Origin of the sequence: Streptomyces sp. MMG1533 (genome assembly GCF_001279775.1) — a bacterium.
Lineage (GTDB): Bacteria > Actinomycetota > Actinomycetes > Streptomycetales > Streptomycetaceae > Streptomyces.
Window position 1 is genome coordinate 12,639 of record NZ_LGDG01000277.1, and the last position, 25,995, is coordinate 38,633.

The 25,995-nt window shown below is 70.6% G+C and carries 27 protein-coding genes, 1 tRNA gene and 1 pseudogene; 23 read left to right on the top strand and 6 right to left on the bottom strand.

The genetic code is table 11. The annotated features are described in order from the left end of the window. Positions 1-16: 16 nt before the first annotated feature. The 9 genes from ADK57_RS43290 to ADK57_RS43330 all read left to right on the top strand — a co-directional run bounded on the left by ADK57_RS43290 (position 17) and on the right by ADK57_RS43330 (position 8,096). Positions 17-979 (top strand): sugar ABC transporter substrate-binding protein, encoded by a 963-nt coding sequence (locus tag ADK57_RS43290; RefSeq protein WP_053755264.1) that lies wholly within the window; start codon positions 17-19, stop codon positions 977-979. A gap of 104 nt (positions 980-1,083) precedes the next feature. Beyond that, complete coding sequence (locus tag ADK57_RS43295) at positions 1,084-1,995, top strand: LysR family transcriptional regulator (protein WP_053755265.1); 912 nt, start codon at positions 1,084-1,086, stop codon at positions 1,993-1,995. A gap of 99 nt (positions 1,996-2,094) precedes the next feature. Further along, positions 2,095-3,012, top strand: coding sequence for a VOC family protein (locus ADK57_RS43300; protein ID WP_053755266.1), 918 nt, complete (start codon positions 2,095-2,097; stop codon positions 3,010-3,012). 43 nt (positions 3,013-3,055) lie between these two features. Continuing rightward, complete coding sequence (locus ADK57_RS43305; RefSeq protein ID WP_053755267.1) at positions 3,056-4,504, top strand: NAD-dependent succinate-semialdehyde dehydrogenase; 1,449 nt, start codon at positions 3,056-3,058, stop codon at positions 4,502-4,504. Further along, positions 4,501-5,271, top strand: a complete 771-nt coding sequence (locus ADK57_RS43310) for a fumarylacetoacetate hydrolase family protein (RefSeq protein ID WP_053755268.1) — start codon at positions 4,501-4,503, stop codon at positions 5,269-5,271. Before ADK57_RS43305 ends, ADK57_RS43310 begins: the two co-directional genes overlap by 4 nt. After that, a complete protein-coding gene (locus ADK57_RS43315) occupies positions 5,268-5,639 on the top strand; it encodes a VOC family protein (protein WP_053755269.1) in 372 nt (123 codons plus the stop codon). Before ADK57_RS43310 ends, ADK57_RS43315 begins: the two co-directional genes overlap by 4 nt. 26 nt (positions 5,640-5,665) lie before the next feature. Further along, a complete protein-coding gene (locus ADK57_RS43320) occupies positions 5,666-6,469 on the top strand; it encodes an alpha/beta fold hydrolase (protein ID WP_053755270.1) in 804 nt (267 codons plus the stop codon). 100 nt (positions 6,470-6,569) lie between these two features. Then, positions 6,570-7,076 (top strand): GlcG/HbpS family heme-binding protein, encoded by a 507-nt coding sequence (locus ADK57_RS43325; protein ID WP_053755271.1) that lies wholly within the window; start codon positions 6,570-6,572, stop codon positions 7,074-7,076. Between the two features lie 3 nt (positions 7,077-7,079). Beyond that, positions 7,080-8,096, top strand: coding sequence for a methionine synthase II (cobalamin-independent)-like protein (locus ADK57_RS43330; protein WP_053755272.1), 1,017 nt, complete (start codon positions 7,080-7,082; stop codon positions 8,094-8,096). Positions 8,097-8,135: 39 nt separating this feature from the next. On the opposite strand, the gene ADK57_RS43335 is transcribed toward ADK57_RS43330, so the two are convergent. Then, positions 8,136-8,423: a putative quinol monooxygenase gene (locus ADK57_RS43335; protein WP_053755273.1), complete on the bottom strand. Its 288-nt coding sequence runs from the start codon at positions 8,421-8,423 to the stop codon at positions 8,136-8,138. A gap of 229 nt (positions 8,424-8,652) precedes the next feature. Between ADK57_RS43335 and ADK57_RS43340 the strand changes: the two genes are divergently transcribed. The 5 genes from ADK57_RS43340 to ADK57_RS43360 all read left to right on the top strand — a co-directional run bounded on the left by ADK57_RS43340 (position 8,653) and on the right by ADK57_RS43360 (position 15,188). Further along, on the top strand, positions 8,653-10,101 hold the full coding sequence (locus ADK57_RS43340) for an aldehyde dehydrogenase family protein (RefSeq protein WP_199830805.1): 1,449 nt from the start codon (positions 8,653-8,655) through the stop codon (positions 10,099-10,101). A gap of 24 nt (positions 10,102-10,125) precedes the next feature. Further along, on the top strand, positions 10,126-11,325 hold the full coding sequence (gene lhgO, locus ADK57_RS43345) for an L-2-hydroxyglutarate oxidase (protein ID WP_053755275.1): 1,200 nt from the start codon (positions 10,126-10,128) through the stop codon (positions 11,323-11,325). 161 nt (positions 11,326-11,486) lie between these two features. Next, entirely contained in the window at positions 11,487-12,347 is an 861-nt protein-coding gene (locus ADK57_RS43350; RefSeq protein WP_053755276.1) for an amidohydrolase family protein, read from the top strand. A gap of 13 nt (positions 12,348-12,360) precedes the next feature. Continuing rightward, positions 12,361-14,085, top strand: coding sequence for a thiamine pyrophosphate-dependent enzyme (locus ADK57_RS43355; RefSeq protein ID WP_053755277.1), 1,725 nt, complete (start codon positions 12,361-12,363; stop codon positions 14,083-14,085). A 20-nt stretch (positions 14,086-14,105) separates the two neighbouring features. Beyond that, positions 14,106-15,188: an Ldh family oxidoreductase gene (locus tag ADK57_RS43360; protein ID WP_053755278.1), complete on the top strand. Its 1,083-nt coding sequence runs from the start codon at positions 14,106-14,108 to the stop codon at positions 15,186-15,188. Positions 15,189-15,251: 63 nt separating this feature from the next. On the opposite strand, the gene ADK57_RS43365 is transcribed toward ADK57_RS43360, so the two are convergent. Continuing rightward, positions 15,252-16,193 (bottom strand): alpha/beta hydrolase fold domain-containing protein, encoded by a 942-nt coding sequence (locus ADK57_RS43365; protein ID WP_053755279.1) that lies wholly within the window; start codon positions 16,191-16,193, stop codon positions 15,252-15,254. 84 nt (positions 16,194-16,277) lie between these two features. On the opposite strand from ADK57_RS43365, the pseudogene ADK57_RS43370 reads away from it, so the two are divergent. The 3 genes and pseudogenes from ADK57_RS43370 to ADK57_RS52710 form a co-directional block, all read left to right on the top strand. Further along, a pseudogene (locus ADK57_RS43370) lies at positions 16,278-16,595 on the top strand (MFS transporter); the annotation flags it as partial. Between the two features lie 93 nt (positions 16,596-16,688). After that, positions 16,689-16,762, top strand: a tRNA-Pro gene (locus ADK57_RS43375). Between the two features lie 112 nt (positions 16,763-16,874). Further along, positions 16,875-17,288, top strand: coding sequence for a fumarylacetoacetate hydrolase family protein (locus ADK57_RS52710; RefSeq protein WP_078973662.1), 414 nt, complete (start codon positions 16,875-16,877; stop codon positions 17,286-17,288). Between the two features lie 28 nt (positions 17,289-17,316). On the opposite strand, the gene mftG is transcribed toward ADK57_RS52710, so the two are convergent. Next, positions 17,317-18,858 (bottom strand): mycofactocin system GMC family oxidoreductase MftG, encoded by a 1,542-nt coding sequence (gene mftG, locus ADK57_RS43380; protein WP_053755292.1) that lies wholly within the window; start codon positions 18,856-18,858, stop codon positions 17,317-17,319. A gap of 111 nt (positions 18,859-18,969) precedes the next feature. Here mftG and mftA point away from each other — a divergent pair, with 111 nt between their 5' ends. Genes mftA through mftF form a run of 6 tightly spaced genes read left to right on the top strand, consistent with a single transcriptional unit; the run spans position 18,970 to position 23,983 of the window. Continuing rightward, complete coding sequence (gene mftA / locus ADK57_RS43385) at positions 18,970-19,098, top strand: mycofactocin precursor MftA (RefSeq protein WP_053755281.1); 129 nt, start codon at positions 18,970-18,972, stop codon at positions 19,096-19,098. Between the two features lie 10 nt (positions 19,099-19,108). Next, a complete protein-coding gene (gene mftB / locus ADK57_RS43390) occupies positions 19,109-19,384 on the top strand; it encodes a mycofactocin biosynthesis chaperone MftB (protein ID WP_053755282.1) in 276 nt (91 codons plus the stop codon). Continuing rightward, on the top strand, positions 19,381-20,622 hold the full coding sequence (gene mftC, locus ADK57_RS43395; RefSeq protein ID WP_053755283.1) for a mycofactocin radical SAM maturase: 1,242 nt from the start codon (positions 19,381-19,383) through the stop codon (positions 20,620-20,622). Before mftB ends, mftC begins: the two co-directional genes overlap by 4 nt. A 24-nt stretch (positions 20,623-20,646) precedes the next feature. Then, positions 20,647-21,840, top strand: coding sequence for a pre-mycofactocin synthase MftD (gene mftD, locus ADK57_RS43400; RefSeq protein WP_053755284.1), 1,194 nt, complete (start codon positions 20,647-20,649; stop codon positions 21,838-21,840). A 2-nt stretch (positions 21,841-21,842) separates the two neighbouring features. Beyond that, complete coding sequence (mftE, locus tag ADK57_RS43405; RefSeq protein ID WP_053755285.1) at positions 21,843-22,580, top strand: mycofactocin biosynthesis peptidyl-dipeptidase MftE; 738 nt, start codon at positions 21,843-21,845, stop codon at positions 22,578-22,580. After that, positions 22,580-23,983: a mycofactocin biosynthesis glycosyltransferase MftF gene (gene mftF, locus ADK57_RS43410; RefSeq protein ID WP_053755286.1), complete on the top strand. Its 1,404-nt coding sequence runs from the start codon at positions 22,580-22,582 to the stop codon at positions 23,981-23,983. Before mftE ends, mftF begins: the two co-directional genes overlap by 1 nt. Here mftF and mftR read toward each other — a convergent pair. The 3 genes from mftR to ADK57_RS43425 form a co-directional block, all read right to left on the bottom strand. Further along, positions 23,977-24,597 carry a mycofactocin system transcriptional regulator gene (gene mftR, locus ADK57_RS43415; RefSeq protein ID WP_053755287.1) on the bottom strand — a complete coding sequence of 207 codons (621 nt, stop codon included), beginning with the start codon at positions 24,595-24,597 and terminating at the stop codon, positions 23,977-23,979. The genes mftF and mftR overlap by 7 nt on opposite strands. Positions 24,598-24,789: 192 nt before the next feature. Further along, a complete protein-coding gene (locus tag ADK57_RS43420) occupies positions 24,790-25,206 on the bottom strand; it encodes a YeeE/YedE thiosulfate transporter family protein (protein WP_053755288.1) in 417 nt (138 codons plus the stop codon). Continuing rightward, positions 25,206-25,859, bottom strand: coding sequence for a YeeE/YedE family protein (locus ADK57_RS43425; RefSeq protein WP_053755289.1), 654 nt, complete (start codon positions 25,857-25,859; stop codon positions 25,206-25,208). Before ADK57_RS43425 ends, ADK57_RS43420 begins: the two co-directional genes overlap by 1 nt. Between the last annotated feature and the right edge of the window lie 136 nt (positions 25,860-25,995).

A 25,995-nucleotide genomic window follows, 5' to 3' on the forward strand; every position in this document is an offset into this window, starting at 1 on the left:
AGGAAAGGCCAACCCCATGAAGCCCACCACCCGGTCCCGCCGCCACACCGCGGCCTCGTTCGCCGGCGTCGCCGCCCTGGTGCTCTCCGCATGCGGCTCCGAGTCCGGCGCCGGGGGCGACGTCGACGGCTCGGTCACCCTCGGGTTCGTCAACGGCGCCAACACGCACTTCCACCAGTGTCTGCTCAAGTCCGTCGAGGAGACGGGCAAGGCGGAGAAGGCCACGGTCTACTCCGCCAACTCCAAGCAGGACGCCGGTACGGAACTGTCCAACATCGAGGACATGATCGCCCGCAACGTGGACGCCCTGATCGTCCAGACCGTCAACGTCGACGCCCTGGAAGGCGACATAGCCAAGGCCAAGAGCGCGGGCATCCCGATCTACCTCACCTCTGTGGCCACCTCCGACATGTCGGACGTGCTGGGCGTCGCCAAGGTCGACCTGAAGAAGTTGGGCGCGCTGGACGCGAGCTGGATCGAGAAGGACGCCGCCGGCAAGGCCGTGAAGGTCGGCATCGTCGCGGGCGCCCCCGGCGCCGCCTCCGACCTGATGGTGGGCGGCTTCAAGGACGCGCTGCCCGCGAACGCGAAGGTCGTGGCCAACCAGCCGGGCATGTTCAACCCGGCCAAGGCGCAGGACGTCGCCGAGAACATGATCCAGGCCCAGCCCGACCTGGACTACGCCTTCGTCGCCAACGAGGAGATGGCCTTCGCCGTCCGCAAGGCCTTCGACGCGGCCGGCGCCAAGGACGTCAAGATCGTCTCCGCCAACGGCACCGAGGACGGCATCGCCGCGGTGAAGAGCGGGCAGCTGTCCGCGACCGTCGCCAACTCGGCCATGGCCATCGGCCAGACCGCGGTGAAGAACGCGATCGGCCTCCTGGACAAGAAGGAAGGTGTTGACAAGATTGCCAACATTCCTCTTGTCTTGGTCGACAAGGACAACGTGAGCGAAGCACCCCAGTACTGCCCCAAGTAGCGGGCCCCACCGGGAAGCGGTGCCTGCCTCACCGTGTCCGAGCCGCATTTGCACCCCCCGCTCCCGGTATTCGCGTGAGCGGGCGGGAGCCCCCGGAGGAAAACATGGATCGCTTGCTCCTCATGCACAGCTTTGTCACCGTCGCGCAGGTCGGCAGTTTCAGCGGGGCCGCCAAGAAGCTGGGTTCCTCCGGCTCGCTGGTGTCACGGCACGTCGCCGAACTGGAACGACAGGTGGGCGTCCGCCTGGTCAATCGCACGGCCCGGTCCGTCAGTCTCACCGAACCGGGTCAGCGGTACGCGGAATTCGCCGCCCGCATTCTCGACGAGATCGAGGCCGAGGACGCCGGCATAGCCCAGCTCCACGACCGCGCCGAAGGCACGCTGAGCATCATCTGTCCCAAATGGATAGGCAGCCTGGATCTCGGCGACGCCATCGCCGCGTTTTCCGCCGCGCATCCGAAAATCCAGGTCCGCTTCGAACTCGGCGGCATGTCCGACCGGACGTACGACTTCCTGGACAGCGGTTTCGACGTCGCCTTCCACACCAGGGACCTCAGGGACTCCAGCGTCCGCCTGAAGAAGATCTCCTCGCTGCCGTTCGTCCTGTGCGCGTCGAAGTCGTACATCGACCGCTTCGGCGCCCTCGCCCACCCGAACGACCTCGCCACCCACGACTGCCTGGTGCACGTGAACGACCCGGTCTGGCGCATCGGCCACGGACACGCGAGCACGCTGCACAAGATCCGCAACATCGCCTTCTCGTCCAACTCCTACATCGCCCTGCAGAAGGCGGCCGTCCACGGCCGCGGCATCGCCCTGCTCCCGCAGCGCCCGGTCTACGACGACCTGGTCTCCGGCGCCCTCCAGGTCCTGCTCCCCGACCTGGCCGTCCCCGACCGCCCCCTGTACGCGATCTACGGCCCCGGGCAGGACACCCCGCGCAAGGTGAGCGTGTTCCTGGACTTCCTCGCCGAGTGGTTCTCGCAGAATCCCATCCCCGCGATCCGGCCGTAACCGCGCAAGAAACGATTGCGTACCTCGTAGAGCTCGGGCCGTTGAGGCTTTCGGGCCCCGAAACCTACGCTCACGAGGCGCCCCGGAAACGAGGAATCCATGGGAATCCAGAGAATCGAATCGGTCACCTACGGCATCGACGACCTCGACGAATGCGTCCGGTTCTTCGACGACTTCGGGCTGTTCCTGCTGGAGCGGACCGACGAGCACGCGGTGTTCGAGACGCTCACCGGCCAGACCCTCCAGCTCGACACCCGCCCCGCACCGCTGCTGCCGCCCGCGGTGGAGGAGGGGCCCACCCTGCGTGAGGTCGTGTGGGGGGTCGACACCGCCGAGGAGTTGCAGCGCCTGGTGGCCGCGGCCGGCAAGGACCGCGAGGTCCGCGAGAGCGCCGACGGCGTCCACCACACCGTGGACGAGACCGGTTTCGGCGTCGGCCTGGCCCTGGCCCGCCCCAAGGCCGCACCCGTCGTCCCGCGGCCCGCCAACGCACTGGGCGACGTCAACCGCTGGAACACCGCCCTGGAACCGATCGAGCGGGCCCGCCCGTTGCGCATGTGCCACGTGGCCCTCAACATCCCCAAGCCGGGCAAGGAGGACGCGGTCGCCTTCTACACCGGGCGGCTCGGGTTCCGGCCCACCGACGTGGTCGAGCCGATGGGCGTCTTCATGCAGGCCCCGGGCGACGACGACCAGCACACCATGCTGCTGTGCCACCGCCCCGACCGGGCCGGGATCAACCACATCGCCTACGAGGTCCCCGGCTTCGACGACGTCATCGAAGGCGGCAACCACATGATCGAGCGCGGCTGGCGGGAGGCCCGCAGGCTCGGCCGCCACACCATCGGCTCGAACGTCTTCCGCTTCCTGCACGCCCCGTGCGGCGGCCGGGTCGAGTACGCCGCCGACATGGACCGGGTCGACGACAGCTACGAGACCCGCGTCCACGAAACCACCCCGCCGCACCACATCTGGGCCCTGCGCACCAACCGCGACCAGGACGCCCCCGCCTCCTGAACCACCACCCCAGCCTGAGAGCCAGCCTGAGAGGCACCCACCCATGACCACCGACCACGGCTACCCCGCCGTCCGCATGTACATAGCGGGCGAGTGGTGCCAGGGCGGCACCGGCACCGCCGCCCCGATCGTGAACCCGGCCACCGAGGAGGTGATCGGAGAGGTACCGCTGGCCACGACCGCCGACCTGGACCGGGCGCTCACGGCCGCCGAAGAAGGCTTCCGCGTCTGGCGCGGGACGCCCGTCGCCCGGCGCACCGCGATCCTGCACGCCGCCGCCGACCTGATCGGCGAGCGCGCCGCCGGGATCGGCCGCGTCATGACCCTGGAGCAGGGCAAGCCCCTGGCCGAGTCGACCGGCGAGGCCCGCCGCACCGCCGAGACCCTGCGCTGGCACGCCGACGACGCCCGCCGCGCCTACGGCCGCATCATCCCCTCGGAGCCCGGCACCGTGCTGACCGTGCGGCGTGAGCCGATCGGTCCCGTAGCCGCCTTCGTCCCGTGGAACTTCCCGGTGGGCGGGCCCAACCGGAAGATCTCCTCGGCGCTGTCGGCCGGCTGTTCCCTCGTCATCAAGGGCTCGGAGGAGACCCCGGCCACCGCCGCCGCCCTGGTCCGGTGCTACGCGGACGCGGGCCTGCCGGCCGGTGTCCTCAACCTCGTCTTCGGCGAGCCCGCCGAGGTCTCCGCCCACCTCATCGCCTCCCCGATCACCCGCCTCATCGCCTTCACCGGCTCGGTCCCCGTCGGCAAGCTCCTCGCCGCCGAGGCCGGCAAGGTCATGAAGCCCTCCCTGATGGAGCTGGGCGGCCACGCCCCGGTGATCGTGTGCGCCGACGCCGACCCCGTGACGGCCGCCCGCAAGGCCGCGCAGGCCAAGTTCGCCAACGCCGGTCAGGTGTGCACCTCGCCGAGCCGCTTCCTGGTCCACGAGAGCCTGGTCGAGGACTTCACCGCCGAGTTCGTGCGGGCCGCCGAGGCCGTGGTCGTCGGGGACGGGCTGGCGGAGGGCACGAAGATGGGGCCCCTCGCCAACGAGCGCCGGCTCAAGTCGATGGAGCGCCTGACCGCCGACGCCGTCGCACGGGGCGCCAAGGTCCTGACCGGGGGCGAACGCCTCGACCGCGCCGGGTACTTCTTCGCGCCGACCGTCCTCACCGACGTACCGGCGGACGCGGAGCTGATGCACGAGGAGCCCTTCGGACCGCTCGCACCGATCGTCCCCTTCACCGGCCTCGACGAGGCACTCGCGACCGCGAACGGGCTGCCGTACGGCCTGGCCGCGTACGGCTTCACACAGTCCGCGGCGACGGCCGAGCGGCTCTCCGGCGAGCTGGAGGCCGGCATCCTCTCGATCAACCACTGCGGCGGATCGGTCCACGAGGCGCCGTCGGGCGGGGTGAAGGACAGCGGGTACGGCCGCGAAGGCGGGCCCGAGGCCCTGGACGCCTACCTGATCACCAAGCGCGTCTCCCACCTGCTGGTGCCATGAGGTACACGCGCGTCTCGGTCGGCGGCCGGGCGGTGTGGGGCCGGGTGGGGGAGGAGGACATCGAGCTGCTGTCCGGCTCCCCTCTGAAGAGCGGCCCGGAGGTCATCGGCACGGTCCCGCGCGCGACAGCCACATGGTTGCCGCCGGTCGTGCCCCCCGTCTTCTACGCGGTCGGCATGAACTACCCCCGGCACATCGCCCATGCGGGTGCGCAGACTCCGGACCGGCCCGAGGTCGGCTACCGGGCCAACAACGCGCTGACCGGGCACGGTTCGCCGATCGTCAAACCGGTCGAGGTCGAGGGCCGGTTCGAGGCCGAACCCGAACTGGTCGCCGTCATCGGCCGGACCATCCGGCACGCCACCCGCGAGGAGGCCCGCACGTCCGTGTTCGGCTGGACCATCGGCAACGACGTCAGCGCCCGCACCTGGCAGCACCAGGACCGCACGTTCTGGCGCAGCAAGAACAGCGACACCTTCAAGCCGATGGGGCCCTGGATCGAGACGGACGTCGATGCGCTGGCCCAGACGACGACCCTGAGGGTCAACGGCGAGGAGCTGGCCTCCTTCCCCACCGGCGACATGGTCTTCGATCCCTTCGACTACATCGTCGAGATCACCAGGCACATCACCATGCATCCGGGCGACGTGCTGTGGATGGGCGCCGAGTCGACCTGCCGGATCGAGCCGGGCGACACCGTGGACGTCGAGATCAGCGGCATCGGTGTGCTGTCCAACTCCGTACAACTCGAAGGGAATCGAGTATGAGCAAGGAACCGCGCTACATCCACCACGTCAACTTCCCGACCACCGACCCCGACCGGACCGCCGAGTGGTACACCAAGGTCTTCGGGATGAAGCGGATCATGCCCAAGTCCAACACCCGTGTGGTGCTGATGACGCGCGGCAACTTCGACCTGCACTTCACGCCGGTCGAGGAGATGGAGCGCATGGCGCCCTACCACTTCGCCGTGGAGGTCGACGACTGGGACGACTTCCTGGAGCACCTCAAGGAGCTGGGCATCCGGCACACCCGCCCGATCCAGCGCCCCGAGAACCAGTCGAAGTTCTGCTACATCCACGACCCCGACCACACCATGATCGAGCTGGTCTGGCACGGCAAGCGCCCCAACTGACCCGTCGCGTACAGGAGTTCATCCTCATGCCCATTGCCGACTCCGACGGCACCGCCATCTACTACGAGCGCCACGGCAGCGGCCCGGCGATCCTGTTCGTGCACGGCAGCGGCGGCCACCACGCCGCCTGGTGGCAGCAAGTGGCCGCGCTGCGCGACGAGTTCACGATCGTCACGATCGACCTGCGCGGCTTCGGCAAGTCCGACGCCCCCATCTCTCCGCACTCGTCGAAGCCCGAGTTCGACGGCCAGGACTTCCCCGGTGACGTGGTCGCCGTCCTCGACCAGGAGGACCTGACCGACGTCATGCTGGTCGGCCAGTCCATCGGCTCGGTCGCCGCCCTGCGCGCCGGCCTGCTGCGCCCCGAACGCGTCGGCTCGGTCGTCCTCGGCCACTCCCTCGGCGGCATCAGCCATCCCGAACTGAAGGAGCTGGCCGCCGCCGACCGGGCCGAGGCCGTCAAGCTGCCCGTCATCGACCGTCTGCTGACCAAGCGGTTCCAGCAGGAGCGTGCCGACCTGACCTTCCTGTTCCAGCAGATGGGCACCTTCAACGTCGCCAGGATGCAGGACCTGCGCAACCTCGACACCAACGGCCCCTCCCTGGACGACATCCGGCACTCGGGCGTCCAGGTCGCCTTCCTGGCCGGCGAGAAGGACGCGGTCCTCAGCGTGAAGACCGTCACCCGCGCCCACGAACTGCTGCCCGGCTCCCACCTGGAGATCGTCGAGGGCGCCCCGCACTCCATGTACTGGGAGACGCCCCGGAAGTACAACGCGGCCGTCGCCCGCCTGCGCCGCACCCTCACCGCCCCCAAGGAAGCCGCATGAGCCCCGCACCGAAGGAAGCAGCATGAGCCCCGCACCGAAGGAAGCAGCATGAGCCCCGCACCGAAGGAAGCCGCATGAGCCCCGCACCGAAGGAAGCAGCATGAGCAGCCTGACCCTGGACGCCGCCGAGGAGATCATCGACGCCGCCCACAAGCGCGCCCAGGCGATCGGCAAGGCCGTGAGCGTCGCCGTCGTGGACGCAGGCGGATTTCCCATCGCCATCCGCCGCCCCGACGGAGCCCGCCCGCTCACCCCGGACATCGCCCGCGCCAAGGCCTACACCGCGGCGATCATGCAGCGCCCCGGCAAGATGCTGAAGAAGTGGCAGGAGAGCCAGCCGGTGTTCTTCTCCCAGCTCTCCCAACTGCCCGGCGCGGCCATGCCGATCATGGCGACCGAGGGCAGCGTCACCATCAAGAAGGACGGCGAGATCATCGGCGGCCTCGGCATCGCCGGCGGCACCGCCGACGAGGACCAGCAGATCGCCGAAGAAGTCCTCCAATCCCTCGGCTACGAGCTGGAGTTCGCCGCCTGGGGCGGTGGGGGTCCCCCCGCTCGAGCGAAGCCGAGAGTGGGGGAGGGCAAGCCCGCCGGAAAGGACGCGTGAACCATGGCAGACACCTTCAACTACCGCATCGACCACCACGGCAGCCTGGTCCGCCCCGCCGAACTCACCGCCGCCCGCGCGGCGGGCGACGCCGAGGCCGTGCACACGGCCGTCAAGGAGGCGGTCGCCTTCCAGCGCAAGCTGCGCACCACGGTCGTCACCGACGGCGACTTCCCCCGCGAGGACTTCCGCAGCGCGGTCTTCGACGCGGTGCCGGCCTTCCGCCCTACGGAGGAGACCGACGCCGACGGCCTCACCCGCTGGGTCGCCGAGTCCCTCCCCAAGGCCAACGGCCCGCTGCTCGCCGACTGGGCCGCGAGGCTCACCGAGCTGACGCTGATCGCCCCGAAAGCGTCCCTGCCCTCCCCGGCGTACCTCGCCGCCACCACCTTCCGGCCCGGCTTCGGCGTCCCCTCCGCGCGTGAACTGGGCGAGGCCCTCGCGGAGATCATCCGGGCGGAGATCGAGCTGCTGGTGTCGAAGGGCGTTCGCCTGATCCAGCTCAACAACCCGCTTCTGCTGGGCCAGTTGGCCACGGACCCGGCCGAGCCGGGCGCGCTGTCCTTCGAGGACGCGCTCGCCGTCGAGGCGTTGGCGGTACGGCTTAACGAGCGCCCCGAGGGCGTACGTATCGGCGTCTGCCCCGGGTGGGTCGCCCCCGCCTCGGTGGACCGGGCGGCGGCCGAGCACCTGTACGCCGAGGTCCCGGCCGACCGCTGGATCCTGCCCTTCGACCAGGGCACCCCGGCCGAACTCGACCTGGTCAGGGCACTGCCCAAGGACCGGGACGTGTGCCTGGGCGTGGTCGACGCGACCGTGCCCGAGCTGGAGGACATCGACACGGTGATGGCCCGCATCGACGCCGTGGGCGAGTTCAAGGACCTGGAGGACGCCGCCGTATCACCGTCCCGGGGCTTCGCGGACGTGGCGAGCCGGCCGCTGCTGAGCGCCGAGGAGCAGCGCAGGAAGCTGGTCCTGGTGGAGACCCTGGCGCGGTACTGCTGGGGCAACGAGTTCTGACGACGCGAAGGGCCGGGCAGCGACTGCCCGGCCCTTGGCTCACAGCACGTCGGCGAACGTCACCGACCGGTCGGTGAGCAGCGGCCACACCGTCTCCACGATCAGCTCCCGGAAGTGGCCGGCCGCCTTGTGCGCCTCGAAGCCGGCCCGGTCGGCGTACTGCTCGTACAGCACGAAGATGCCGGGCTTGTCCGCCTCCGCGTGCACCTCGTACGCCAGGTTCGCCGGCTCCCCGCGCGTGTGCTCGCGGACCTTGAGCAGCGCGGCACGCACCGTGGCCTCGTCGGCGGGGTCGCAGTAGTAGCGGGCGATGACTGCGTAGGCCATGTGTCTTGCTCCTTAGCGGGGGTCTCGGCTCCCGGGGCGCCTCGCACAGGCCCTCCGGCCTGCCGATTCCAGCACGGATCAGCTACCCGCCGACCTGCGCGCGGCGCAAGCAATGCCTGCCGCCGCGGGGCTGGTGGCCTGTCCCGAAATGCTGTGTTGTCGCATCCGGCCCGCACGGCCGTTCTCTGTGCAGACCGCGTCACCGCGGCGGACGAAAGAAGTGATCTTCATGCGTACTGTGGAAGCCCTTTCCGGCGGGGAGTGGGTGACGACCGGCGACTGGATCGACGTCCACGACCCGGCCGACGTCCGCGCCCCGATCGCCCGCGTCCCCGCCCTCGCCGCCAAGGACGTCACCCGCGCCTACGACCACGCCGAGCGCGCCTTCGCCGTGTGGAAGCGCACCAGCCCCTTCGAGCGGGCCCGCATCCTCACCGACGCGGCCCGGCTGATCCGCGACCGGGTCGAGGAGATCGCCGCCGACGTCACTGCCGAGAACGGCAAGACGCTCACCGAGGCGACCGGCGAGACCCTCAAGGCCGCCGACTTCCTGGAGTACTACGCCGGTCTCGCCCGCCAGGGCTACGGCACCCTGCTGCACGACGTGCGCCCGAACCACCGCACCCACACCCAGCGCGAACCCATCGGCGTGATCCTGGTGATCAGCCCCTGGAACGACCCGCTGATCACCCCGGCCCGCAAACTCGCCCCGCTGCTCGCGGCCGGCAACGCGGCAGTCTTCAAGCCGGCCACCGAAACCCCGCTGGCCGGCCTGCACTTCGCCCGTGCCCTGCACGACGCGGGCCTGCCGGCCGGTGTCCTGAACGTGGTGACCGGCCGTACGGCGGAGATCGAGGAGGCCCTCCTCGACGACCCGCGGATCGTCGGCATCACCTTCACCGGCTCCAACGCCGTGGGGGGCCGCATCCGCCGCCGCCTCGCCGACCGCAACGTCCGCTTCCAGGGCGAACTCGGCGGCAAGAACGCCTCCGTCGTCCTCAAGGACGCCGACCTGCCGGCCGCCGCGAAGGCCGTCGTCGCCGCCTCCTTCGGCCAGGCCGGCCAGCGCTGTACCGCCACCAGCCGGGTCGTCGTCGAGCAGCCGGTGTACGAGGAGTTCGCCCGGCTGCTGGTGGCGGAGGTGGAGGCGCTGAAGATAGGCCCGGGCAGCGACCCGACGACCACCCTGTGCCCGCTGTCGAGCCCCAGGCAGCGCGACAGCGTCCTCGCCGACGTCGACAAGGCCGTCGAGCAGGGCGCCGTCGTCCTCACCGGCGGCACGGCGGACACCGAGGGCGAGCGGGCGCACGGCTGCTACGTCCGGCCGACCGTCCTCGGCGACGTCACCCCCGAGACGGCGATCTGGCGCGAGGAGGTCTTCGGCCCGGTCCTCGCCGTGCGCGTGGTCGACGACTTCGCCGCGGCTGTCGACGCCGTCAACGACTCCGACTTCGGCCTCGCCGCCGCCGTCTTCACCCGTGACCTCGCCTGCGCGTACCGCTTCGCCGACGAGGCCGAGTGCGGCCAGGTCGCCGTCAACACCACCACCACCGGCTGGGACGTCCACCTGCCCTTCGGCGGGTTCCGTGACTCCGGCACGGCCTACAAGGAGCAGGGCGACGAGGTCCTGCGCTTCTCCACGCGCGTGAAGACCGTCGCCGTCCACTTCGGCGCGTGACGCCCGTACCTCAAGGAGGCAGCCATGGCTGACGAGACCGTCGGCATCGTCGGCGCCGGCATCGTGGGCCTGGCCACGGCCCGGGAGATCGCCCTGCGCCGCCCCGGCACCCGGGTCGTGGTGCTGGAGAAGGAGCACGAGGTCGCCGTCCACCAGACCGGCCACAACTCGGGCGTCGTGCACGCGGGCATCTACTACGCGCCGGGCAGCCTCAAGGCCGACCTGTGCGTACGGGGCGTGTCCCTGCTGCGCGAGTACTGCCAAGAGCGCGGACTGCCGTACGAGGAGATCGGCAAGCTCGTCGTCGCCGTACGCGCCGACGAGCTGGACCGCATGGAGGACCTCTACCGGCGGGCCAAGAACAACCACGTGCCCGAGCTGCGGAAGATCTCCAAGGAGGAGATCGAGGAGATCGAGCCGAACGCCGGCGGCATCGCGGCCCTGCACTCCCCGCGCACCGCGATCACCGACTACAAGGCGATCGCCGGCGAGTTCGCCAAGGACATCGAGACCTCCGGCGGCGAAGTACGCCTCCGCTTCCCCGTCACCTCGATCACCGACGTCCCCGGCGGCATCGAGGTCGCCTCCGGCCAGGACCGGATCCGCGTCGACCGGCTGATCCTCTGCGCCGGGCTGCACTCGGACGCCGTCGCCCACCTCGCCCAGGACAAGCAGGAACCGCGGATTATCCCGTTCCGGGGCGAGTACATGCTCCTGAAGCCGGAGAAGACGGATCTCGTACGAGGGTTGATCTATCCGGTGCCCGACCCGCGTTACCCCTTCCTCGGCGTGCACTTCACACCCCGCGTCGACGGTTCGGTCGAGGTCGGCCCGAACGCCGTCCTGGCCCTGGCCCGCGAGGGCTACAAGCGCAGCCGCATCTCGCCCAGGGACCTGATCGGCCTCGCCGGCTACCCGGGTTCCTGGAAGATGGCTGCCCGGCACTGGCGTACCGGCATCAAGGAGTACCGCGGCTCGTTCTCCACGGCCGCCTTCATGAAGGACGCGGGGCAGTACGTCCCCGGCGTCGGCGTGTCGGACGTGGTGCGCGGCGGTGCGGGTGTGCGCGCCCAGGCCCTGGACCGGGACGGCACGCTCCTGGACGACTTCCGCATCCATCAGAACGGCCGGGTCACCGCCGTCCGCAACGCCCCCTCGCCGGCCGCCACGGCCTCCATGGCGATCGCCGGACACATCGTCGACGCCGTCTTCACCGACGCGTGACGGCGCATGACGACGCGTGGAGCAATCAGTAAATGCCCTGCGTGCAGCGGTGTTTCGCGCAACAACTGCTTGCATCCCCAGGGCTCTGCAAGGCCTCGCGTCGCGCCTAGCGTTCCTTCCGCACCACCCCACCACGCACCTCTAGAGAAAGAGTTGAAAGCATGTTCGTCGTCGACACCCAGATCCACATCTGGAAGGAAGAGACCCCGGACCGCCCCTGGGTCCCCGGCGCGCGGGAGCGCATCCGCCTCAACGGACATCGCGAGGACCCCTTCTCGTACGAGGAGGCCCTGGAGCTGATGGACGAGGCGGGCGTCAACCGGGCCCTGATCCTGCCGCCGTCCTGGGAGGGCGACCGCATCGACTACGCCCTTCAGGCGTGCGAGGCGCACCCGGACCGCTTCGGCATCATGGCCCGCATCCCGCAGAACAAGCCCGAAGAGGGCAAGGCCATGCTGAAGGACTTCGCCGAGAACCCGCACGTGAAGGGCACCCGGCTGACCTTCCACCGGCCGATCGACCGCAACTGGATGATCGACGGCACCAACGACTGGTACTGGCCGATCGCCGCGGAGCTGGGCATCCCGACGATGGTCCACGCCCCGATCTGGAAGCGGGAGCTCGGCGAGATCGCCGCCAAGCACCCCGAGCTGAAGATCATCATCGACCACATGGGCATCATGGCCCGCTGCGTCGACGACGCGATCGGCTACTGGGTCCAGGAGACCGCCGACCTGGCCGCCCACCCGAACATCTACGTCAAGGTCTCGGCGCTCCCGGGCTACTCCACGCAGCCCTTCCCGAACAACAACATCCAGAAGTACGTGCGCGAGATGGTCGACAAGATGGGCCCGCAGCGCTGCTTCTACGGCACCGACATCACCCGCCTGCTCGGCCACGGCATCACCTACACCGACACGATCGAGCAGTTCACCAAGCACTGGGAGTTCACGCCCGAGGAGCTTGAATGGATCATGGGCCGCGGCATCTCCGAGGTCCTGAACTGGCCGATCGAGGGCTGAGGAAGCACGAGAGATGACCGACACCCCCAACTCCACGGGCGCCGACGGCGGCGACGCTCTCGTCACCGCCTTCAACGCCGTCGGCGCCGACTACCTCTTCTGCTCGTCGGGTTCCGAGTGGGCCCCGGTGTGGGAGTCCCTGGCCCGGCGCCACCGGGACGGGCTGCCCTGCCCCGAGTACCTGGACCTGACGCACGAGACCGTCGCCGTGGGCATGGCCACCGGCTACGGCCTGGTCAGGCGGCGGCCGCAGGGCGTGCTGCTGCACGCGGCCCCCGGTCTGCTGCAGGGCTCCATGGCCGTCCACGGGGCGCTGCTCGCGGGCGTCCCGATGGTGGTCAGCTCCTCGGAGTCGACCACCTACGGCGACGGCCCCGGGCAGGACCCGGGCGGCCAGTGGTACCGCAACCTGTCCATCGTGGGCGGCCCGCACGGCGTCGCCCGGCCGTTCACCAAGTGGTCCAACGAGGCCGCCAGCGTCCACACCCTGCCCACCATGATCACGCGGGCGGCGGAACTGGCCTGGCGGGCCCCCGCCGGCCCCGCGTACCTGAACATCCCGCTGGAGATCCTCCTGGAGGAGTGGGACGGCCGCGAGGCCAAGACCATCGTGCCGCCGGGCTCCACGCACAGCTCGCCCGAAGAGGTCGACCCGGTCGCGCAGATGATCCGCGAGGCCCGCAACCCCGTGATCGTGACCGAGACGTCCGGCCGCGAGGCGGGCGGCTTCGAGGCACTCGTCGCCTTCGCCGAGGCATGGAACATCCCGGTCGTCGAGCCCGACTCGGCGGTCTGCGGCAACTTCCCGCGCACCCATCCGCTGCACGCCGGCAGCGACATCGGCCCGTGGATGGACGAGGCGGACCTGATCCTCCTCGTCAACTGCCGCGCCCCGTTCTACCCGCCGTCCCGCCGCCCCTCCAAGGCGCAGGTCGTCGTCATCGACGAGGTACCGCAGCGCCCGCATGTCGTCTACCAAGTCCTGTTCGCGGACAAGTACTTGGAAGGCAACGTCGCCAACACCCTGCGCCAGCTCGCCAAGCGGGCGAAGGCCGCCTTGGCGGATGAAGCATCCGAGGCCGCCGTCGCCGTACGACGCACCGCGCAGCAGGAGCGGCACGCCGCCGAGCAGGCGGCCATCGCCGGAGCCGAGACGAAGGCGGAGCAGGCCGACGGCATCGACCCGGTACTCGTCGCCGCCACCCTGCGCAAGCTGCTCGACGGCCGGGACGGGATCGTCGTCGACGAGACCATCACGCACAGCCGGGTCGTCAAGCGCCATGTGCGGACCGACGCCCCGGACTCGTACTTCTACGTGCAGGGCGGACTCGGCCAGGGCATCGCGGTCGCGCTCGGCGTCAAACTCGCCGCCCGGGAGCGGCCGGTGGTGCTCACCATCGGCGACGGCGCGTTCGCGTACAACCCGGTCATCCAGTCGTACGACGCGTCCAAGGCGTACGAACTCCCGCTGCTGATCGTGGTGTTCAACAACCGTGTCTACAAGTCGATGAACCTCAACCATCGCAGGTTCTACCCCGAGGGCGCCGCCGCCGAGACGGGGGAGTGGCTCGGCACCGATCTGCACCGGCTGCCCCGACTCGCGCAGTTCGCCGAGCCGTTCGGCATGCACACCGAGACCGTCGACGCGCCGGACGCGCTCGCGCCCGCCCTTGAGCGCGCTCTCAAGGCCGTGTCCGAGGGCACCACCGCCGTCGTCGACGTCCTCGTCACCCGCTGACCCAGGAGGCACCCGCCATCATGACCGACACACCGACCCCCAAGCCGGGCAAGGTGCGCCTGGCCGCCGAGGACCTGCGCACCTTCTCTGCCGACCTCCTGGAGAAGGGCGGCCTCAGCCCGGAGCGCGCCGCCACCACCGCCGACGTGTTCGTCTGGGCCGCACTGCGCGGCGTCGACTCGCACGGCATCGCCCGCGTCCCCGCCTACCTGGAGCTGCTCGCCAAGGGCGTCGCCAACGCACAGGCCGAGATCAGGGTCGAGTCGACCACGCCGGCCGCCGCCGTCCTGGACGCCGACCGGGCACCCGGCCCGGTGGCACTCAGTGCCGCCGCCGACGAGGCCGTGAACCGGGCACGCACCACCGGCATCGCCTCGGTCGGCGTGCGCGGCACCGTGCACACCGGCGCCATCGGCTACTACGTCTCGAAGATCGCCGAACAGGGCCTGGTCGGCCTCGGGTTCGTCGCCGGCATGCCGAACATGGGCTACACGGGCGTCAAGGGCGCCGCCGTGGCGACCAGCCCGCTCGCCATCGCCGTACCCACCGCTTCGTCGTCGGGTCACGCCCCGCTGCTGCTGGACATGGCCACCGCAACCATCGCCCTCGGCAAGATCCGTCAGGCCAAGGCGAGCGGCACCCCGCTGCCCGAGGGTGCGGCCGCCACCGAGGACGGCACCCCCACCACCGACCCCGAGAAGGCGGTCATGCCGCTGCCGTTGGGTGGGGTGAAGGGGTCCGGCATGTCTCTTGCGTTCGAGCTGCTCACCAGCGTGCTGGTCGGCGCGCCGATCTTCGCCGCGTTCCACTCGGACGACCCGGGGGGCCGCAAGCACCGCCAGAACGCCCTGCTCATCGCCGTCGACCCGGCCGCCTTCGGCGGAGCGGAGGGCTTCACCGAGGGCGTCGACGCCACGCTCTCCACGCTCAAGGGCCTTCCGGTCGCGGACGGCGCCGAAGGCGTCTACTACCCCGGCGAGCGCAGCGCCGCCGTGGCCGTGGAGCGGGCCGAGCAGGGGATTCCGGTGGCGCCCAAGGTGTGGCGCGAACTGACGGAGAACGCCGAGAAGTTCGGGATCACTCCGCCCACGCCGGTCGGCTGACGGGAACGCGGGGACCGTAGGGTCGCCGGCCGTCGGAGGGGACGGCCGGCGGCTTCCGTCTCCTCAGGAGTGGACGGCCTCCCGCACATGGCGGGCGATCAGGGCGTATGTCCTCCGGGCCTTCTCGTCGTCCGAGCCGTCGTAGCCGTGGTCGGCACCGGCCACGTCGTGGTGCCCGACCAGGGACCCCGTCTTCCGCAGCCGGTCGGCGTAGCTCTCGGCCTCCGCCCGCAGCAGGTCGTACTCGGCCGTGACCACCAAGGCCGGGGCGATGCCCGTCAGATCCGCGGTGTCGGAGGGATGGGCGGGCGACACCAGCCGGTCGGCGCGCAGCCGGACATCCGGGACGTACGACGTGTCGAAGACGTCCGCCATCCAGGGCCGCAGCATCGGCCGGTCGACGGCGGCGCGCTTCTGCCGGGCACCGGTCGCGAGGTCGAGCGGGGGATAGTGCAGGACCTGGAGCGCGATCGCGGGGCCGCCCTCCTCCAGGGCCTGGCGTGCCACGGCCGCCGCGAGTCCGCCGCCCGCGCTCTGCCCGCCCACGGTGAGCTGGCTGCCGTCCCAGCCGTGTTCGGCGCCGTGCTCGGCGACCCAGCGAACGACCTCGTACGCCTGCCTCGGCGGAGCCGGGAACGGGTGCTGCGGGGCGACCACATAGTCCACGTTGATCACCACGACCCCCGCCTCCGCGGCGAGGCAGCGGCACAGCGGGTCGTCCAGCTCCGTGAGCGCGACGACGTATCCGCCGCCATGGAAGTTCACGTGTACCGGCGGCGCCGCCTCACCGGTCTTGTCGGTCGCGGGGAGGTACACCGTCACCCGGGCCGGGGCGACGGACGTGGGGATGGTCAATTCCTTCACCGTGCGCGGGAATTCGGGGAGCCGGGCGTGCGAGGCCGCCGCGGAACCGCGCCCACCGGAGCGCCGGTCGGCGAGCAGGCTCATCCGTTGCATGGTCTTGGCGGCGAGGGTGGCCACCGCCGGGCGGGCCAGGAGGGACATGTGGCTCCGTTCGCTGGGACTGCGGCGGCCCGGGGGAGGGCTGCGCCTGATGGAAAGAATTTACTTGAGTCAGGCAATAAAAAGCTAGCCAACCTGATCGTGAGCAGCGTCCCCGCCGACCAGACCGGCGCCGCCACCGGCATGAACGCCAGCATCCGCACCATCGGCGGATCCATCGGCGCCGCCGTCACCAGCGTCCTGGTCACCGGCCGCCTCCAGCCCTCGGGCCCGCCGTACGCCTCCGGCTGTACCCACGGCCTTGCCCTGCCGGCCCCGCTCTGCCTGGCCGCCGCCCTGGCCGCGCTGCTCGTGCCGGTCCGGCGCAGCGGACGTACGACCGGCGGGGCGCGTGCCACGAGCGGGGCGACCGTCGTGGAGCAGGAGACCGTGGCCCACGGCTGACACGCACACAGCGGGTCGACCTGCGCACATGAGGTAGGGTTGACCTGCGCGCTCACACGGGTGGCCTCACGTGGTCGGCAGTGGAGAGCGCACCGGGACGTGGCGCAGCTTGGTAGCGCACTTGACTGGGGGTCAAGGGGTCGCAGGTTCAAATCCTGTCGTCCCGACGGTGTGAAGGGTCTTCGCAGGTGAACACCTGTGGAGGCCCTTTTCGTATGGGTCCTTTGACGGAGCGGTTCATCGACCGGAGCAGGGAACGGCCGGGGGGAACCGGCCACAATGGACTGCTGGTTGAGCCGCAACTCGGTAGCCCCGTGGCGACGGGGTCGTGGGGGGCGTCCGGGCCCGGGCAAGTCCGCACCACCGGAGGGGCTGAGCGGCGCCGCGGCGTTCGGTCCGTGGCTGCTGACTCCGGACGAGTTCCTCGGTACTGCCGAACAGGAGCTGTTGGCCCGTATCAACGGCCGAACGGTGTTGCGGCACCCCGTCCAGCCCCTGGCGGAGCGATTGTGGGAGCTGCTTGCCCACTGCTCTTCCTGGACCGACCTGGAACCGGGCGACGTACTCGCCGTGTCGACGCCTGACGTGCCCGGCCCCGAAGCCGCCGCCGTCTGCGCCGGAGACGTCTGCGCCGGAGACGTCTGCGCCGGAGACTCTGCGAAATCGAACTGCCGGAGATCGGAGTGCTCGTGAACGACGCGTCATGACGTCTGATGAGGTCTCAGGGCAGATCGTTCCGCATGGCGTGCGCCACGAGCTCGCCGACGAGGACGGCGGTCGCGGCCGGGCCGCGCAGCGGGGCCGTGGGCAGGATCGAGGCGTCCGCCACGCGCAGACCGGTGACACCACGCACTCTGCCGTAGTGGTCGACGGCGGGACCCATGGGCACGGTGCCGCACGTGTGCTGGGACGTGCCGAGGCGGGCCGCCGCCCACCGGTCCAACGCGTCGTCGTCGTTCAGTACTTCGGGCCCCGGCTCAAGCAGCCCCAGGGAGATCTCGTCGAAGGCGGGACTGGCGACGAGAGCCGCGGTCGTGCGGATCACTTCGCGCAGTCGGCGCCTGTCATCGGGCGTACGGAGATAGCCGTACTCGATCCGGGGGAGCACTGTCGGATCCGCGGAGTGCGTGACCAGTCGGCCGCTCGATCGCGGTGACAGGTCGGACGCGAGGAACGCCGATGGCGCGCCGGTCACGGTCGGCGTCCCGCCGACCAACCCCGCGAGAGGGACCAGCGATTGAAGGATCTCCAGGTCGCCGGACGCGTACGCGCCTTCGGGCGACGACAGGTGCAGGGCGCCGCCGAGCCACGAGTCGGAGGGCGCTTCCTGGGGTTGCCGAGGCAGCCATTCCAGGGCCACCTGCGGGTGGTCGCTGAGGTCGGCGCCGACGGCAGGGAGGTCGGCGGCGACGGGAAGGCCGAGGTGTTCGAGAGCGTCGCGCGGTCCGATCCCGGAAAGGTGCAGCAGATGGGGCGAGGCGAACGCGCCGGAGCACAGGACGACTTCACCGGCATCGAGCATGATGCGCTGTCCACCGCGCCGGACGACGACACCGGTGGCGCGACCCCGGTCGACGACGACCCGGTGGACCGAACAGTCGCCCTCCACCGTGAGGTTGGGGCGGTCGAGTGCGCCGAGCAGGTAACCGATGCCGGTGTTGATGCGCAGCCCGTCGACCGAGTTGGACGGCACCGGGCCGAACCCCGGCGTGCCCTGAGCGTTCTTGTCGGCCTCCTCGGGAAAGCCGAGTTCGCGCGCCGCGGCGTGGAACGCCATGGCGGCCGGGTGCTTCAGATCCGTGCGCCGGATGCGCACGGGCCCGGTGCCGCCGTGCAACTCGTCGGAGCCGCAGTCGAGATCGTTCTCCAGCTGCCGCATCAGCGGCAGCAGACTGTCGTACGACCATGCATCGCCACCCACGGCCGACCACCGGTCGAAGTCCTCACGCCGGGCACGGACGAAATAGCCGCCGTTGACGGTGGTGGAACCGCCGAGGATGCGGCCGCGGGGCGCGCTGTACGGCCTGTCCGGGGTGAGGTGGACGGCGTAGGGCAGCACCGCGGGATGTCCGGGCTGTGCGCCGGGGACGAGCCGGGCGTCGAGCAAGTCGGGCTCGAAGTCGGCCCGTTGGCGGGGTACCGGCCCGGCTTCGAGCAGCAGCACCGTGCGGTCGGGGTCCTCGCTGAGGCGTGCTGCGAGAGCGGCCCCGGCGGCCCCGGCGCCCACGACGATCACGTCCGAGCGTTTCACCGGAAAACCCATGGCCACCAGCCCCTTCCATTTTGGCACTTGGTGCCATTACTCTCCGGACAGCATAACGGGGGGTTCCACGCCCGCGACCGTGAAGTCGCCGGATGCCATCGAGGAGGTCCCATGACCGAGCTCCACCCCACCCAGACCGTCGAGGCTCCCGCCGAGGAGGCCACGACTCCCGAGCCGCTGATCGAAGCCGACGACCTGATCGAAGAGGTCTCGATCGACGGCATGTGCGGCGTCTACTAGGCAGCCCGGCATGACGACGATGGACCTCGACAGCGCCTGGGACCTGCATCCGCAGGTCTCGGTGCGGCCGGAACCGTTCGGTGCGCTGCTCTACCACTTCGGCACGCGCAAGCTGTCGTTCCTGAAGGACCGCCGTCTGCTGACGGTCGTCCAGTCCCTCGCGGACGCGCCCACAGCCCGGGCCGCCTGCCTGGCGGCAGGCATCGGCGAGACCGAACTGCCGCGCTACGGCAAGGCCTTGGCCGCCCTCGCCCACTCGTCGATGGTCGTCGGGAGAACCTCATGACAACAGCTCCACAAGCCCCCGGCACCTCAAGGCTGGTCGACCTCTTCGAATACGGCCTTGACGCACCGATCTGCCTGACCTGGGAACTGACCTACGCCTGCAACCTCTCCTGCAGCCACTGCCTGTCCAGCTCCGGCCGGCGCGATCCGCGTGAGCTGAGCACCGCGGAGGCCAAGGCCGTCATCGACGAGCTGGAGGCCATGCAGGTCTTCTACGTCAACATCGGCGGCGGCGAGCCCACGGTCCGCGCCGACTTCTGGGAGCTGCTGGACTACGCCACCAGCCATCACGTCGGCGTGAAGTTCTCCACCAACGGCGTACGGATCACCCCGGAGGTCGCCGAGCGCCTGGCCCGCAACGACTACGTGGACATCCAGATCTCGCTCGACGGCGCGACCGCGGACGTCAACGACGCGGTCCGCGGCGCCGGTTCGTACGCCACGGCGCTCACGGCCATGGAGAACCTCGCCGCAGCCGGGATGAAGAACTTCAAGCTCTCCGTGGTGTGCACCCGCCACAACATCCCGCAGCTGGACGAGTTCAAGACCCTCGCCGACCGCTACGGCGCCCAGTTGCGCCTGACCCGGCTGCGCCCGTCCGGGCGCGGCGCCGACGTGTGGGACGAGCTGCACCCGCTCCCGGCGCAGCAACGGGAGCTGTACGACTGGCTGGTGGCGCACGGGGACAGCGTGCTCACCGGGGACTCGTTCTTCCATCTCTCCGCGTACGGCGAAGCACTACCCGGACTCAACCTGTGCGGAGCCGGACGGGTCGTCTGCCTGATCGACCCGGTCGGCGACGTGTACGCCTGCCCGTTCGCCATCCACGAGGAGTTCCTGGCGGGCAACGTCCGCGAGCCGGGTGGCTTCGCCGGCGTGTGGCGCGGCTCGGAGCTCTTCCAGCGCCTGCGTGCCCCGCAGAACGGGGGAGCCTGCAGCTCCTGCGCGTTCTACGACACCTGCAAGGGCGGCTGCATGGCCGCGAAGTTCTTCACCGGGCTGCCACTGGACGGCCCGGACCCCGAGTGCGTACAGGGCTACGGCGAGGAACTCCTCGCCCGGCGCCCGCAGGACAGGACAGACCTGCCCAAGCCCGCCGTGGACCACTCCCACCGCACTTCCCGGGCAGCGCGGCAGAAGCCCGTGGACGTGACGCTCGCACGCCGCCGCGAGGACCTGGAACAGCCCCCGGTGAGCGAGTGCGCGGAGCACCCGCTGGCAGGACTGCGCTTCACGTAGACCCTGAAGAGAAGGACAGGACACATGGGCAGGAATCCCTGGTTCGAGACGGTCGCCGAGGCGCAGCGCCGAGCCAAGAAGCATCTTCCGAGCACGGTCTACGGCGCTCTGGTGGCGGGCTCCGAACGCGGTCGCACCATCGACGACAACACCGGCGCCTTCGCCGAACTCGGCTTCGCTCCCCGTGTGGTGGGGCATCACGCGCAGCGCGACCTGTCGACGACCGTGATGGGAGTGGAGACGACGATGCCCGTCGTCATATCCCCGACCGGCGTCCAGGCGGTGGACCCGGACGGCGAGGTGGCCGTGGCCCGCGCCGCCGCCGACAAGGGCGTCATCATGGGCCTGAGCTCGTTCGCCGGCAAGCCGGTGGAAGAGGTCGTCGAGGCCAACCCGAACACCTTCTTCCAGCTCTACTGGAGCGGCACCCGCGACACCATGGTGCAGCGCATGGACCGGGCCAGGGCCGCCGGCGCCAAGGGACTCATCGTCACCCTCGACTGGTCCTTCTCCAACGGGCGCGACTGGGGCAGCCCGGCGATCCCCGAGAAGGTCGACCTCAAGACGATGGCACGGTTCGCCCCGAACGTCATCACCAGGCCCCGCTGGCTGTGGAAGTTCGCCAAGTCGGGTGGGATCCCGGACCTCACCGCTCCCAACCTGGGGCCGTCCGACGGCGGTTCGGCCCCCACCTTCTTCGGTGCCTACTACGAGTGGATGCAGACCACCCCGCCCACCTGGGACGACGTCAAGTGGCTGCGCGAGGAGTGGGGCGGCCCCTTCCTGCTCAAGGGCGTGAGCCGGGTGGACGACGCCAAGCGGGCCGTCGACGCGGGTGTCACGGCGCTGTCGGTGTCCAACCACGGCGGGAACAACCTGGACACGACTCCGGCCAGCATCCGGATCCTTCCCTCGATCGCGGAAGCGGTCGGTGACGAGGTGGAAGTCCTGCTCGACGGCGGCATCCGCCGCGGCGGTGATGTGGCGAAGGCCCTTGCTCTCGGCGCCCGTGCCGTCCTCATCGGACGGGCCTACCTGTGGGGCCTGGCGGCGAACGGCCAGGCGGGCGTGGAGAACGTGCTGGACATCATGCGCGGTGGCCTCGACTCCGCCGTCCTCGGCCTCGGTCGCGCATCCGTTCACGAACTTTCGCCCGACGACCTGGTCGTCCCGCCCGGCTTCGCCCTGACGCTGGGCGCCGACACGGGCGCTGGGTGACCATGCCTCAGGCAGCCTCCCGGGACCTGGCGCGCGCCGTCTGGCCGGCTGTTCCGCCGAAGCCCCTGGTCCTGGTGCCGGTCGGCTCGACGGAACAGCATGGCCCGCATCTACCGTTCGACACCGACAGCGTGATCGCCCGGGCCGTCGCCGTGGAGGCGGCGAACACACTGTCCGGCCCCTGCCTGGTGGCACCGCCCGTGCTCTACGGCGCCAGCGGCGAGCACGCCCACTTCCCCGGAACCGTCTCGATCGGGCACGAGGCGCTGCGCTCGGTGCTCGTCGAGCTGACGCGTTCCCTGTCCTTGTGGGCCGGGTCCGTCGTCTTCGTCAACGGCCACGGCGGCAATGTGGCGAGCCTGGCCACTGCCGTCCCGCAGATGCGAGAGGAGGGCCATGACGTGGCCTGGACCGGCTGCCATGTGCCCGGCGGGGACGCGCACGCCGGCCGCACGGAGACCTCGCTGATGCTGCACCTGGCTCCCCAGGACGTACGGCTGGACGCGGCCGTCGCCGGAGACACCCGGCCGATCGCCTCCCTCATGCCTGACCTGGTCGCGCACGGAGTCCGCGCGGTCTCTCCCTCCGGCGTGCTCGGCGACCCGACCGGCGCCTCGGCAGAGGAGGGCCGCGGGCTGATGGACGTGATGGTCTCGCGTACCGTCCGTCACATCACCGCGGGCGTCGCCGATGGCCGGGGGCACCTCATGGAGCCCTCCGAGCGCAAGGTCGCCCGCTGATGCCTCTGCCGAACGGATTCGTGGTCACCCTCGACCGGCACACCCGCGTCCTCGACGGCGGCCGGGCCCTCCTCGGCGGCTTCCCCACCCGCCTGCTCCGCCTCACCCCGCGCGCCCGGCCCCTGCTGACCGGGAAGACACTGCGCGTGACCGACCGGGCGAGCGCCGTCCTGGCGGACCGGCTGCTGGACTGCGGCATGGCCAACCCGGTCGTCGAGGCACTGCCGCCCGGCTCCGATCCCCGGTACACGGTCGTCGTGCCGGTCCGTGACCGCGCGCGCCAACTCGACCGTGTGCTCACCGGCCTCGGGACGGACCACCCCGTGATCGTCGTCGACGACGCCTCGCACCACCCCGAGGACGTGGCAGCCGTAGCGGCCAAGCACGGCGCCCGGCTGGTCCCCCTGCCCGTCAACCTCGGCCCCGCCGGGGCACGCAACGCGGGACTGCGGCAGGTCACCACCCCCTACGTCGTCTTCGCCGACTCCGACGTCGTCCTGACCCCTGCCACCGTCACGACACTGCTCGGACACTTCGCCGACCCCAGGGTCGCCATGGCCGTACCACGCATCTCGGGCCTGCCGAACGCCGTCGCTCCGAACTGGATCGGCCGCTACGAGGAAGTTCGCTCGTCGCTCGACCTCGGACGTAATCCGGCCGCGGTACGCCCGGGTACGCCGGTCTCCTGGGCGAGCACGGCCTGCGTCGTGGCACGTGTCGACGCCCTGAGGGACGGCTTCGACGCGACAATGCGCGTGGGGGAGGACGTCGACCTGTGCTGGCGGCTGATCGAGAGCGGCTGGCGCGTACGTTACGAGCCGACCGTCGAGGCGGCTCATGAACATCGGGCACGGCTCGACGACTGGTTCCTGCGCAAGGCGGTGTACGGCACCGGGGCGGACCCTCTCGCCCGACGGCACCCCGAATTCATCGCCCCCGCGGTGTTCGCCCCGTGGAGCACCGCCCTGGTTCTCGCACTGCTCGCGCAGCGGCGCTGGTCGGTGCCCGTCGCCGGCGCGGCCCTCGGGGTTGCCACCGCGAGCATCGCCCGGAAGCTCGACAGCACCGAGCACCCGTATCGGCTGGCCCTGCGCCTCACGGCCAACGGAGCCGTCAGCGCGCTGGGCCAGACCTCCGCGCTGCTGAACCGGCACTGGTGGCCGTTGACAGTGCTCGGCTGCACGGTGTCGGGCCGGGTTCGCAGGGCCGCGGCCGTTGCCGCCCTGACGGACATCGCCCTCGAATACCGTCGGGATCAAGCGCACCTCGATCCGATTCGCTATGGCATCGCCCGCCGCCTCGACGATCTGGCCTACGGCGCCGGCGTCTGGCTCTCCGCTGTCAGAGGGCGCTCCACCACATCGCTCCGCCCGCGCATCGTTCGGAGCCGGGGGAGTCAGTAGCGGCCGAAACCGGCCGTGAGCTCCCGCATCGCCGCGTCCAGCAGCTGGCCCAGGTCGGCGTCCGTCTCCGTCAGCCAGTGCTCGTACGCAGCGATGCAGGACGCGAGCACGGTATGGCCGACGAGGCGAGGCAGCATGTCGGATGCCGACAGGCCCGTGCGCGTGGCCGCGAACCTGGTGACGACGTCCCGCCACGACGCGTAGCGCAGAGTCGAATCGGCCTGCAGGGTGGGAACCCGCAGAATGAGTTCCATGCGCTGCCGGTGCCAGGGCACCTCGGCGGGGTCGAACCGGTTGAACTCGACCACGGCGTGACGCAGCGCGTCCATCATCGAGGCGGTGGGATCAGCCGCGCCCAGCAAGTCCTCGAGCCTGACGAGCTGTGCTTCGAAGTCGCCCCAGACGAGGTCGTTCTTGGAGCCGAAGTACCGGAAGAAAGTGCGGCGGCCGATGCCCGCGGCGGCGGAGATGTCGTCCACGGTCGTGCCGTCGAATCCCTGACGGGCGAACAGCTCGAAGCCGAGCCGCTCGAGAGAACTCCGCGAACTGACCGGCGGTCGGCCCGGCCTGGCCGCAACGGAGCCACCGATCCCCTTGTTGCGAAGCGGCTCCACACCCACTCTTTCCCTGACCGCTCGTCCTTCTCGACCGACGCGTGGGCGCGGCCCGGACGTCGTGTTCCGTACGGGATGCTACCGCGGTGGTCGAAGCCCCGTCCGGAGCGGCGGTGCTGCCGTGCCGAGGCCATGAGCCCGACGGGAGTTGCCCGGTTCGGTCATGACGGGCGGCTCGGCTCCGGCCGGGTCTCACAGTTCGCACGAGCCGCTGTCGATGCGAAGGTACCGGCCCCTGGCCCAGCGGCACAGCCGGATGCCGACGACGATGCCGACGATCGTGACCAGTGCGGGCAGGTAACCGCCGGCGACCTGGATGATCGGGATCGCCGGGCAGCCGCCGGAGATCGCCCAGCCGGTGCCGAACAGTACTGCGCCGGGGATCACTCCGGCGTGGATGCGCCCCGGGCTGCGACGGACCCGCAGCAGAGCGAACACGCACACGATGATCACGACTGCTCCGGCGAACGACAGGAACATCCGCAGGTCCTGGAAGGTGAACATGCGGTTCAGTTCCGTGTAGTCACCGAAGCCGATGCTGGTGACGACGAAGCCGAGCGCCAACCCGGTGACGATGTTGGCCAGCAGGATTCCGCCCCGGGTACGCATCAGATCACCTTCCACAGCAGGAACGACACGGCGACGGCGGTACCGAAGAATGTCGCCGTCGCCACGATGCTGACCGGGTCGAGCCGACCACAGCCGTTGAGCCCGTGGCCGGAGCTGCAACCACCGGCCAGTCGGGTACCGAAGCCGACCAGCACGCCTCCCGTGAACAGCAGGACGACCATGCCGACGGGGTCGGCCGTGACCAGGTTCCGGAAACCCGGTCCCATGTCGAGGCGGAGGTGGAACCGCCCGGAGGCGAGGGAGGCGATCAACCCCCCGAGGAAGATCGATATCAGCAGGGCAGCCTGGGTGACCAACGGGGCCGGGCGCTGACGCGTGACTGCCGGGTCCGCAGCTGCCGAAGGCTGGGCGGGCGGCACCGACGACGGCTCCACATGCGACTGACGCGGTGGGGCCGGTTCGGCCGGGAGGGTGGAGAAATGGTCGGCGCCGGCCTTGGCGAGCGCGGCGGTGAGAGCCCGTTCGTCGGCGAACTCCTCTTCCGTCCGCTCGAGTTCGCGTTCGCGGCGCCAGTGCAGCACGCGGTCCCACGCGCCCGAGACGCCGAAGGACCGCTCGGTGGCAAGGGTGTAGCCGACGGTCAGCACGGCCAGCCCGACGGCCCCCGCCCACCAGGGCCAGTAGGTACTCATGCGGAGCCTCTCATCCATTTGACCAACCGGCTCCAGCCGCCCTCGGAGCCGGGCTCCCGTGAGCCGGGCCGGCCGATGGGGTCGGGTGACTGTGGAGCGGGGGTGGTGGGGGTGGTGGGGGTGGTGGGGGTGGACG